Below are 10,561 nucleotides of genomic sequence, written 5' to 3' on the forward strand. Positions count from 1 at the left end.
GAGTTGTTCATTTAAAAAAAGATTATACGCATCAACTTTCTCTTGAATTTCGACTTCCATTATTTGTTTAATACTTTTTTCATAGAAGATACTTGTCCTATCCGCCCATGATATTAGTTCGCTTCGGGGAGAATCATATCCGTTGAATTGTGACCACTTAGACTTTAAATGACACTTAGTCCTCTACTGCCCTCACAAGCCCTGTAGCTGTGGCGAGTCTGATGTTCAAAAGAAAAGCACCATCGAATGATGATGCTTTTACATTTAATATTCTAAAAACATAAATTTCCATAACAACAGACATATCAAAGTAGATACCCATGAAATGAAGCCAAATATCATAACAATTTTGTTTTCACTCCAACCATATTTCAGGCTAAAATGATAGTGAATAGGTGCCATGCGAAAAATACGAAGTTTGGTTTTTTTATAGTACCAAACCTGTAATATAACTGATAGTTGTTCTGATAAATATATAAAAAATAAGATGGGAATTAATATCTCAACTTTTTCAATTATAGCCATAAAAGCTAAAGAACCACCAATAGCCAAAGAACCAGTGTCACCCATAAACGCTCTAGCAGGATATATATTATAGAAAAACAATCCTAATAAACAACCAATCATTACCAATGAAAATGTTTGAACACCAATTTTGTCAGAAATAATAAAAAAGAAAAAATATGTTGGAATAGCTACAGAAATAAGTAAACCATCTAATCCATCGGTAAAATTAATCGCATTTGCTGAACCGACAATAAAGAGCATCATAATTATTAAGTAAAATAGAAGGGGAAGTTTTAATGAATAATCACCAAATATTGTTATGTTCGGACTAAGGGAATATGTACTAATCAGATACCACAGGAGTACACCAGTAAATGTAAACTGAAGGATTAGCTTTGTTTTTCCTGAAACACCAGAAGGGTCTTGAAAATAAGCCTTTTTAAAATCATCAATAAAACCTATTATGCTGAATAAGATGAAGGTGGTGTTAAGGAATAATGTTAATGGGTCTGGTCTCGTCAGAGTGGTTACTAATATGCCTGTTAAAAGTACAAGACCCGCCATTAACGGAGTTCCACGTTTGGCTTGATGGTCTGGAGGTAATTCCGCTCTAATTGGTTGGGTAAGTTTTAACGTCCGTAACCCCCAAATAAGAATAGGACATAAAAGTGCGACCATAAAAAAGGAAAGTGTAGAAATACCTAAGGTTGATTGTAGCATGATTTATCCCCTATTGTTTTTTTGTACAGGCATAGGTTATTATACGTTAATTTATTGGATAAATATTCCTGTAGAGGAAGTGTAATTTTTCAGTCCTCCTTTTAATATTCGTTTTGAACAACTCTTACGGTTCTCTCTCCATAACTTAATGTTACATGAAAAATATGAATAAAAAAAAGAGAAACTTCAAAGGAATATCTTTCCTATTTTATTGACGACTTTCTCTCGATCCCGAAACTATACCATGCTTCCTACACGTTCTCAGAGCATAAGAAAAGCATCATCGTTTGATGATGCTTAGTTAGTCGCTTGATTGTGCCTTAGATGAAACTTCTCTTTATTGAACTATCGGTTTGCAATAGGTAAGCATTTGATGTGATCTCCAGCTTTTCCCCTGCTCCACACGGAGCGTGCCAGTTTCCAAGCACTCCGCGTTCCATCTAACTAAATGTACTTGATCATAAGTTCCTCGTTACTCATTGATTTTGGATATGTTAAACTGGTTCTAAAGCATATTTTTCACGGTATTTGTTGATCTTGTTCATCATCAATTCCGTTAGACCCAGTCTGTTCTTGAGTACGTCAATCGTCTCTTTATGTGTTTGAAGGATCAGTTGCCCGACATCTTTATGGAGGATGCGCAAGTTGTTGAACTTGTCGTTTCCACCTAGGTGCAACGGGATGTAGTGGTGGCAGTGAACATCGGATGCGAAGAGGTGCATCTCTGTAATTTCGCATTTTCCCATCTTCATGCTATACCGACTAATCCGATTATCCATATATTCAACACTTTGATTCGGGATGCTAGATTTCGTAAGTAAGTAAATTTCCTGACGTAAATCTGGTCGAAGCTTTTTGTGTATTTGTTCTCTGCCTGCTGTGGTGAAGAGCGAAAGACCTGTACTAAAGCCCATCGTATTCTTTGTTTTCACATTGGCTAGAGGATATAAATAAACATCTGCTATTTTAAACGTCCTGTAACCCAAGCTGTAAAATTTACTGTACGTTGGCGGTGGGTTTGCAGGATGCTCGTATTTCCCGATTTGTTTGAGACGATTGTACATGAAAGCTCGCAGATCGTAGGCAAGACGTGAGAACGCAACACTTACATGTGTTGCTCGATTGAAATAGTTGTGAATTCCTAAAACAAAACTGTTGAACCGTGCAGCGTTTAGAGCCGTTGGCGAAGTCCTCATTTTGAGAATATGTTTCTTGGCTTCACTTTTAATTTTCTGCCTTTTGCTCGCTTTAATGCCCGTATGCGCTACTCGTTTTTGACCCTTTTTGTTCGCTCGGATTGTAAACCCAAGGAATTCTGACTCTCTTTTTCGCAAATTGATGATTTGCGATTTCTCTGGAGAGACATCGAGTTTCAGACGGTCTTTGAGGTAAAGAACAACCGCATGGTACCACCTCTGAGCGGACTTTCCAATCGCGACAAATGATTTTGAAGTCATCGGCGTAACGCACCAGATAGCCTTCTTTCAGACTAGACCGCATTTTCGCAGCTCTTTCGCCAGTTCTTGATTTGAAAGGTCGTGTCAGCGGAAAGAGTTCCCATTGACCAGCCACCCAGTGATCGAGGTCATTCAGTACAATATTCGAGAGCAGTGTGGAAAGTAAACCCCCTTGTGGTACCCCTTTTGAAGGTATTCCTTCCCCCTCGATTTCGGCTTTTAGCATTTTTGAGATGCATGCTAGAACCTTTCTATCTTGAATGCCCATGTTCCAAAGTTGCTTTACGAGCAACGTATGGTTGACGTTGTCGAAAAACCCAAATATGTCGATGTCGACTACATAATGCATCGACGCCTGATTGATGAGAAATTGAACTCTTGCCATGGCATGGTGTGTCGATCGAAGGGGTCTGAAACCATAGCTATGATTGTAAAATTGGGCTTCAGCTATGGGCTCAAGTACTTGCTTGAAGCACTGTTGAATGATGCGGTCGAGGATGCATGGGATGCCAAGCGGTCTCATTTTGCCGTTATCTTTTTCGATAAGCTTCCGTCTGACATTCTTGGGGCGATAGTTTTGCAGTCTGTTTTGGATTTCACTCACTAATTCGTATTCGGGTCGTTGTTCGATGTCTTTGATGGTTAGCCCATCTGTTCCTGGTGTCTTTGATCCTTTATTGGACTTCATCGTACGGTAAGCAAGCAAAATATTTTCTCTGGATGTGACGATCTCGTAGAGATGTGAAAAAGTTTCCTTATTTTCCGCTTTTGCGTACAAGTCCGTAAAAGATTCTGTCATGCCGTAATACTCCCAATTTCGTAAAGCTTGCACTGTGGCACCCCTCCTAAAATGAAGCGGTGTCCCCACATTCCTACCTGATCGGTGCAATTCACGTATGGAAAATGATCGTTCTTTTCAATTAGACTTGGGGCTGTTCCTCCACCTCGATTACAGAGGCTTCATCAGTCGCGCCCCTGCCCTCACAAGGATAAATTCATTTCGGCGAGTGCCTTATTGCAACCGTTTCGGGTAACAGCCCTTCCTGCAACGTCCCTTGTTTTCCAAGTTCCTTACAACCTAGCTATCTTTTCTGAACTTAGGTGCTTCCTCTAAGCCTGTGAGACCAATGCCGCCATTGTTCGGCATAGCGTATTTCATAGGTGAAAGTTTTACTTTACGCCACTCACCCCATCGTTTGATGGTACATACGTTTCCGCATGCTCTAACTTTAGACCTGTACATTCGGAAGTTCGTCAGTTCGCTTCAGTGCGACATTCTCACCATATTCAGTTTTTCAGCCGCGCGACATATCCGTTGGCATACCTGTTTCTACTTAATGGCTTCAGCCTTCGTTCTGTCGAATCTACCTGAACTCCACACCTCATGTTCTGTTAAACATGACGCGTGCAGGAGTGTTGGCGGGATGGTTTCGGGATACATGGTTCCGTCATTCCCATCCTCGGTTGTAAAGTTAAAATTACCGCTGTAATCTCCTGCTTTTCACACTGTTTGGTGCTTATAGCAGAACTTGTCGTACTTCGCCGTTAGTTCAATAACATAAATACTGGCCCCATAAAAGATTAATTATTTGTTATACATATTTGTAATTTTTAGTTGTTCAATAGGAAGATTTGAATCAAACATGACTTCGGAGAAATCAAAATCCGGAACCTTTGTTTTCTTTTTCTCGATCTCGTAATAGCGATAAGTAAAACCGTCCGAGACAAATGCTTCTTCCCCCAAATGCTGTTTAACCAACCGCCTATCCTCTTCAGGTATAGGTTCGAAAGGGTTCTCAGTTAGCTGAAGAGCGATTACGTCTTTATTTAATTCCTCTACATGATAACAAGGGGCGCTTAAAAGCTTGTCTCGCCCGAATAACTCAATATAAGGCTTGCCAAACAAGTTGATCCAGTGAAGCTCAGGGTGTATCACGCGCAGATTCTCTGCTTCGCCGAACGCGCCTGGAATGTTTTCATTCACAATAATACCTCGAATGGGCTCCGTAATACTTATGATTTCTTTGAATAGCTCTAAAGCAGTGCGAAAATTGGTTTGGCTTTTTAGTAGGAAGTTAATATCAATTCTCATACTAAAGGAATTGAAACCTACTATATTGCTTTTTCTCAAAGAGATATTATAACTGATTTTATGTCCTCTTCTTTTCTCCATAAGAAGAGAGCCATCTATAGAAGGAATTGAAGAGTCCTGGATGCAAGCAAGAGTCTCCCGGTTCATGAATAGATCAACCACTTCACTTATATCTTCCGGATTATATTTTCTCTTAAGAGGTTGAAACCGATCGTAGTTTTGAGGAATGAAATCTCTGCCAAACTTGTTTATCGACTGGAGTAGCTCTGTTATGAAGGCTTCGTTTCTCCAATCCTTCAAGCTTGATAATGAAAATCGAATGATAGGGTATGTGAGATCTTTCATGAATTTCTTCAACTCCTCTATATAATTATTAGTCAATCTTTATTACTTCAATTATTACTCCAGCGTCTTACATCTCTACTAAACTGCCAGTTACTTGAATGAACAAAAATAGGAGCTGCCGCGAGCAGCTCCTTCACTATCGTTACCCGTTAGCTTAATGCCCATTGCCTTATTCTAGCACTTTTGTATCTCTAACTTTTTCAAACCTTTTTACAAGTTCTTCAATAGGTGCTTTATTATCTTTTAATTCTTTTTCAATTTCAGCAAGGTCTCTTTTCTTCTGTTCAACAATTTTAATTCCTTCTTTATACATCTCTCCATATGCAGCATCATCGACTCTTGTTTTAAAATATTCGGTTTCAGCCAAAACTCCCTTTAATCCACGAATGTTATTCTCTAACTCTTTTTTTGGATCAGGTGGATTTAAATCTGCTTCTAACAATCCAGCTTCCCTGCCGAGTTCTTTTACCTTACGGCCTTGCTTCTCCACTTTAGCATGATCTTCATCTGTTTTACTCTCTGGCATTGACTCAAAGATTGCCTTTTCTTTTTCAAAATCATTTTTAAGTTGAGATAGTTTTACTGCATTTGGCAGATTATCTGCATAAGCACTATAACTAAGTGATCCTCCAATAATAATAACTAAACTGACACATGCCGATATCATGATTTTATTTTTCATTTCAGTCACTTCCTTCTTTTAAGAAACATTCGAGATCTGATTTCCCTGCTTATAAAAGATAAACGTATTACTCACGCTAAAAAATTAAGTTATTATGCTGCACTTATTAGACGCGTCATAATGGAATAAGTTTCCTCTATTTATTCAATTATCCTGCCCGTTACTTTAATGAAATCAGGGAGCAGCTGCCGCGGCAATCTGCTCCCTGTTTATTGTGCTATCGTTACCCGTTAGCTTAAAAGAAAATTACATGTCCTTTGGTACAAATATCCCCAATAATTTACCGTTTAACCTATCGAATTCTTTCAATAAATCATCCGAGTTCTTTGAGTATTTGCTCTGAATGTAAAATCTACTACAAGTATAAAGTAGAATACCAACAATCTCTTTAGAAACCATACTATCATTACTTATTGACTGTTTATACAAATCAATGTATGAGTGCAAAGCACTAATCAATTTACTATCAATCAGTGCATTTCCATTTTCGCCGTTATTACCTCTTAGTTGAAGTATCAATTCCATACAAACATTTTTCAATCTTGCTATCAGTTCATTATTTTCCACTATTGTCCCTCCTAAACGTCAACATATTTCTCATCCGTTACTTTCTGCTTACTAAATGAAATTCAATATTAAAAGGCTAATCCCTTCACAACAAACTGCTAGCTGCCACCACGCATAACTGCCCGTTAGCGTAACCAACAAACCATTATTTAATCTCTTCTGTTTGGATCATATTCATCCTCAACCACTGGGATATACGGCGATAGGAGACTGTCCGTCTCACGAGTAATAATCCCACGAGCGAGCTTCCATACAATAAATTTATTGTTATCTTCGATATCTTCATCGTTGTGTATATATAAAAGTCCATATGAGCCTGGGAGGTTCTCAGACACCCACTTATATATCTCCAGTACATAACTCGTGCAATGATTATGTAAGCCAGAGATGACCCAAGAATCTAACCCATTCCTTCGTTTAATATTCGAAAGTCCTTCACTATCTACAACTTTCAAATAGTTAACAAACTTAGTGTAAGCCTTATCTTGCAAGTCTTCACTTGTGTCATGAGTATGGTATCTCAACACAATCCATCCATGAAATTCAAACATTATTTCTCTCCTAACTCATTGAACTATCGTTCTGCGTTATTTAAATGTTTATCTCACAATCTCAACCGCCTGTACCAACGGTCAACGGGTTTAGCGAGTAATTGGGCAAGTGTCTGTTACGCAGTGGAGCCACAGAGTAGATATGGTGTTATGCGAAGGCTGTTCCATCAGAAAATTCCTACAGATGTTAAATAAATTGCTTATTCAATAACTCAATTATTTGATCTTTCATAGTGGGAAATGTTATTTCAATATATTCTTGGATATTTGAATTATTAAGATAGTAGCATCTTTCCTTGTTAGAATTCTCTATAAACTGTATTAATTTATCATAATTTTTTAGAACATCTAAATAAGAGATAATTTGCGTGTCTATAAAATCAAGTATTTTTTCAAATTGTTCAATTGTTAAACCATAGACGTTACAGGCGTTATTTAGCTTTAATACTGCGTCTAAATCCGACCTCTCAAAACGTTCTAGCTCTTCTCCAAAAATTTGTTTTATTTTTACTGTTCCAGAATTTCGATCTGACAATGCATGAACAAATATTGCAGGATGACCTAATATATAACCATTACTCTTACTTTTTTGTTTCTTTACTTTTTCATTTCTAATTAATTGAATAGAATAAAATGAGGGTATGATCTCAAGAAGTATGTAATCTCCAGGTATATTACGAGCACTTGACCAAAACGAAATTTCCAGCTTAATTTCTTGATCTTTATAAGTTATCTTGGGACGTGATCTAGCATATTGAAACCCTTTTGAAGAATAATAACTTCCTATCTCATCACAAACAGCTTGAAATATATTTTGGCATGGTGTATCAGGTGAATAATTATTTAAAACACTGTTTTCTTCCCAACTCCAACCCACAATGCACCCCTCCTTTAATTAATTATTGCATTAATTCCACCTAACACATTATTTGCAAACTTTATTAAACAAGTGTTATTTAAGTTGATTTACGAAATACAGACCTTTACCCATGTTACCATAATTCGTAAATTCTATTACATATTTAGTACGCTTAATTGCCCTTTGATTGAGAAAAGGCAGTCGATCATATTGCCGACTGCCTACTTAGATTTAATTCAACTATAGTTATCCGTTAGCGCAATGACATCACATTACCTCGATAACAAATCTCGCTGAACCATCTTCGAGACATGTACCATCTTCATAATGAATATGAAAACCAGATGGCACATTATTGTAAGCCATAGCAAGTAATTGAGTTGCTATTGAAATTAATCCCTCTTTATTTGCCTCAATAACAAAATCACTTCCTAGGCTCGTCGCTTTAATTTGAAAATTATCTTTCCAATAAATCTTCAATCCTTTTTCGGGAGTATATTCAGGAATCTCAATTTCAATTTTCATCATACTCGCCTCCCCTGTAGCCAATTGAATTCAGTATATCATTTCATATGTAATTTCTTTACACTAACCCCGTTAACTGAGCAAAACAAAAACTGTTTCCGATGCAACCGCAATTTCAACTCTCGTTTCTCGTTAGTTTACTTATCTGACCTCTATTTAGGGAGGAGCTTCAACCCTTCTTTTGAAGGTAGTGAATGATTCAATATGTATATTGAAATACTTCACATGTAATCACTACATTTAGATGCGGTAACTTGTTTTAATTCAAATGGTTCAAATTAACTTAGTTGCATCCAAAATAATTTTTCTGCCAAGTCCCATTAAACTTTCGTTCATTTTGCTGTCACCGTGATTAATTATTAACATTTCACAAGCGCATGAATAGTTAAGTCGTTCAGTTAATATATCTCCACCAATAGCCCCCATGTTAATTATGAGACCAAGTATATTTTTATCAAACTGAAGAGAGCCCCCCTCAAAGGTACTACTGAAATAATCCTTCAACAATTCAGTTGCAAACTGATTTAACCTCTGGGAATCAGTCGTATGTTGATAAAAATTGATTTCAACTAAATTGTCCAAAGAGAGAGCAATGAATCCTCTTCGACCACTTTCTGTAATTTGTTTAGCTGCATCTTTAACTCGTGAGAACGCTTGTTTTCTACTATTTATCCTTTTACAGGCTACAGCAATTTCTTCTTCTCCATGAACAAATATAAAATCTGGTTCAGCATTTAATACATGGAATCCACTCAATTCAAATACTGATGTTAGAAACAACTGGTATTGAATATCCCTTGGCCTGGTATTCGTAAGTTTGTCGTCTCTCGGGTTTACATTCCCACCGAAAATTAATGCGAGCTCCCGCACGTTATCTTTCATAACCACCTGAGATGATGTGATACTCCATAATTCATAAAAGTCTCTAAGTCCCTGACCAAGAGTGGTCATGCGTCTTAAAAATGAAACAAAATCGATTGATTTAGAAAATGAGTCTTCACCTAATACCTCAATAGGATTATCCATTTGTTGAATAAGTCCTTTTTCCACAGCAATCTTAAATCTATTGAATCTGCTTTGTACATTTATCGAAATTCCATATGCATCGATTTTAGCCAATATGTCGTCTAACTTTTCTTTAACATATCTTAGCGAAATCGGATCGAAACGACTTATCATGTCGTTGTCTCCTCTCCTATAATTCACTTGGAATAAGATTGATCATCTTAAAATCTTTATCCGTAATGGACGTATAATTGGACTGAACTGAATTGATATACCATAAACCGAACTTCTCTGATTTATTAGGAATCCTGCTTTTGACTACTTTATAATACAAATCTATCGTTATATTCATTGTCCACGTTAAAATCATTTTTATATCAAGAGGTGAACGTAGCTTCTTGATTTCTCCACCTAAAATAAGGGCGTTCATAGATGATTTCCCGTGAGCGTTTAAAGACCATGATGCGTACAGTATTTCATACAAGGCATGATGTTCCAATAATTCGCACAATGCCTTTAGGTTTCTAGGCCCGTCAAACAAACTGTACCATTCAGTTTTTTTCTTTTGATGCTCTAATCGGACCCACTCTTCATTAATTTTCGTGTACTTAGATTGATTAAAAACTTGTTCATATGCCTCAATAACTTGTTTACGATTCTTAATCTCCATCTGATCAATGATATGTTTTGCATTCCTATCTTTCTTTAATATATCCAGCAAACTTGCATACTGGGGTGATTCCTTATCAAGTTTCTTATTCTGTTTTTGAATATGTTTATAGTGAGCAAGCTGATAGGCAAGTCCCCGCTCCACCGTTTTATCTTGTAAAATGAATAATATACTCATCGCTATTTCAAATGCAGAGCGTAATAAGATAATCGCAGAATCAGTAGAACCTGCTTTAAGTAGAATAGATATAGAATCAATTACATCTAAGTAATTTCGGAAAAGCAAATTGATCGATGGATCCGCAACGTCTACATCCAATTCCATTAGCCACGAGAAGATGTGTGTTCCAAAGTTAACCATTTCTTCAACATTCTCAGAAGCATATTTTGTTAGCTTTTTAATTTCCCCGGAAACGTTTCGTTTAAGTATGTCATGATTTGCGTCCACATTGCTTACCTCCCAAGCTGGTTTCTTCTTGTTCCTTCATTATCCTCGAATTGAAACTGCTTGAACAGGGCGCATGTATTACAATGCCACATAGACAAAAAAAGACGCTCCGTAGGAACGTCATGGTTACATAT

Annotated in this window: 12 protein-coding genes; all 12 read right to left on the bottom strand. The window is 37.1% G+C overall.

Features of this window, described 5'->3' with window-relative positions; translation table 11 throughout:
* Positions 1-264: 264 nt before the first annotated feature.
* The 12 genes from mraY to GC098_RS23680 all read right to left on the bottom strand — a co-directional run bounded on the left by mraY (position 265) and on the right by GC098_RS23680 (position 10,427).
* Positions 265-1,227, bottom strand: a complete 963-nt coding sequence (mraY, locus tag GC098_RS23630; protein ID WP_171645675.1) for a phospho-N-acetylmuramoyl-pentapeptide-transferase — start codon at positions 1,225-1,227, stop codon at positions 265-267.
* 494 nt (positions 1,228-1,721) lie between these two features.
* A complete protein-coding gene (locus tag GC098_RS41275; protein WP_312880304.1) occupies positions 1,722-2,423 on the bottom strand; it encodes an HNH endonuclease in 702 nt (233 codons plus the stop codon).
* Between the two features lie 52 nt (positions 2,424-2,475).
* On the bottom strand, positions 2,476-3,516 hold the full coding sequence (locus GC098_RS41280) for a reverse transcriptase domain-containing protein (RefSeq protein ID WP_312880305.1): 1,041 nt from the start codon (positions 3,514-3,516) through the stop codon (positions 2,476-2,478).
* 246 nt (positions 3,517-3,762) lie between these two features.
* A complete protein-coding gene (locus GC098_RS23640) occupies positions 3,763-3,927 on the bottom strand; it encodes a hypothetical protein (RefSeq protein ID WP_171645676.1) in 165 nt (54 codons plus the stop codon).
* Positions 3,928-4,269: 342 nt separating this feature from the next.
* Entirely contained in the window at positions 4,270-5,121 is an 852-nt protein-coding gene (locus GC098_RS23645) for a protein kinase family protein (RefSeq protein WP_171645677.1), read from the bottom strand.
* A gap of 169 nt (positions 5,122-5,290) precedes the next feature.
* Complete coding sequence (locus tag GC098_RS23650; RefSeq protein WP_171645678.1) at positions 5,291-5,803, bottom strand: hypothetical protein; 513 nt, start codon at positions 5,801-5,803, stop codon at positions 5,291-5,293.
* Between the two features lie 246 nt (positions 5,804-6,049).
* Positions 6,050-6,370 carry a hypothetical protein gene (locus tag GC098_RS23655; RefSeq protein ID WP_171645679.1) on the bottom strand — a complete coding sequence of 107 codons (321 nt, stop codon included), beginning with the start codon at positions 6,368-6,370 and terminating at the stop codon, positions 6,050-6,052.
* 149 nt (positions 6,371-6,519) lie between these two features.
* Positions 6,520-6,921, bottom strand: coding sequence for an Imm7 family immunity protein (locus GC098_RS23660; RefSeq protein ID WP_171645680.1), 402 nt, complete (start codon positions 6,919-6,921; stop codon positions 6,520-6,522).
* A gap of 187 nt (positions 6,922-7,108) precedes the next feature.
* The gene (locus GC098_RS23665; RefSeq protein WP_171645681.1) at positions 7,109-7,798 is read right to left on the bottom strand and encodes a hypothetical protein; all 690 of its coding nucleotides are present in this window, start codon (positions 7,796-7,798) and stop codon (positions 7,109-7,111) included.
* 249 nt (positions 7,799-8,047) lie between these two features.
* Positions 8,048-8,305, bottom strand: a complete 258-nt coding sequence (locus GC098_RS23670) for an Imm32 family immunity protein (protein ID WP_216625402.1) — start codon at positions 8,303-8,305, stop codon at positions 8,048-8,050.
* 273 nt (positions 8,306-8,578) lie between these two features.
* Positions 8,579-9,484 (bottom strand): hypothetical protein, encoded by a 906-nt coding sequence (locus GC098_RS23675; protein ID WP_171645682.1) that lies wholly within the window; start codon positions 9,482-9,484, stop codon positions 8,579-8,581.
* A gap of 16 nt (positions 9,485-9,500) precedes the next feature.
* The gene (locus GC098_RS23680; protein WP_171645683.1) at positions 9,501-10,427 is read right to left on the bottom strand and encodes a DUF5677 domain-containing protein; all 927 of its coding nucleotides are present in this window, start codon (positions 10,425-10,427) and stop codon (positions 9,501-9,503) included.
* Positions 10,428-10,561 lie beyond the last annotated feature (134 nt).

The sequence above is a fragment of the Paenibacillus phytorum genome (assembly GCF_013141715.1).
Lineage (GTDB): Bacteria > Bacillota > Bacilli > Paenibacillales > NBRC-103111 > Paenibacillus_E > Paenibacillus_E phytorum.

Bases quoted from the DNA above. Each gene is read 5' to 3' on its own strand.
- mraY (WP_171645675.1), bottom strand. From the start codon at position 1,227: ATGCTACAATCAACCTTAGGTATTTCTACACTTTCCTTTTTTATGGTC.
- GC098_RS23645 (WP_171645677.1), bottom strand. From the start codon at position 5,121: ATGAAAGATCTCACATACCCTATCATTCGATTTTCATTATCAAGCTTG.
- GC098_RS23650 (WP_171645678.1), bottom strand. From the start codon at position 5,803: ATGAAAAATAAAATCATGATATCGGCATGTGTCAGTTTAGTTATTATT.
- GC098_RS41275 (WP_312880304.1), bottom strand. From the start codon at position 2,423: ATGAGGACTTCGCCAACGGCTCTAAACGCTGCACGGTTCAACAGTTTT.
- GC098_RS23675 (WP_171645682.1), bottom strand. From the start codon at position 9,484: ATGATAAGTCGTTTCGATCCGATTTCGCTAAGATATGTTAAAGAAAAG.
- GC098_RS23640 (WP_171645676.1), bottom strand. From the start codon at position 3,927: ATGTACAGGTCTAAAGTTAGAGCATGCGGAAACGTATGTACCATCAAA.
- GC098_RS23670 (WP_216625402.1), bottom strand. From the start codon at position 8,305: ATGAAAATTGAAATTGAGATTCCTGAATATACTCCCGAAAAAGGATTG.
- GC098_RS23660 (WP_171645680.1), bottom strand. From the start codon at position 6,921: ATGTTTGAATTTCATGGATGGATTGTGTTGAGATACCATACTCATGAC.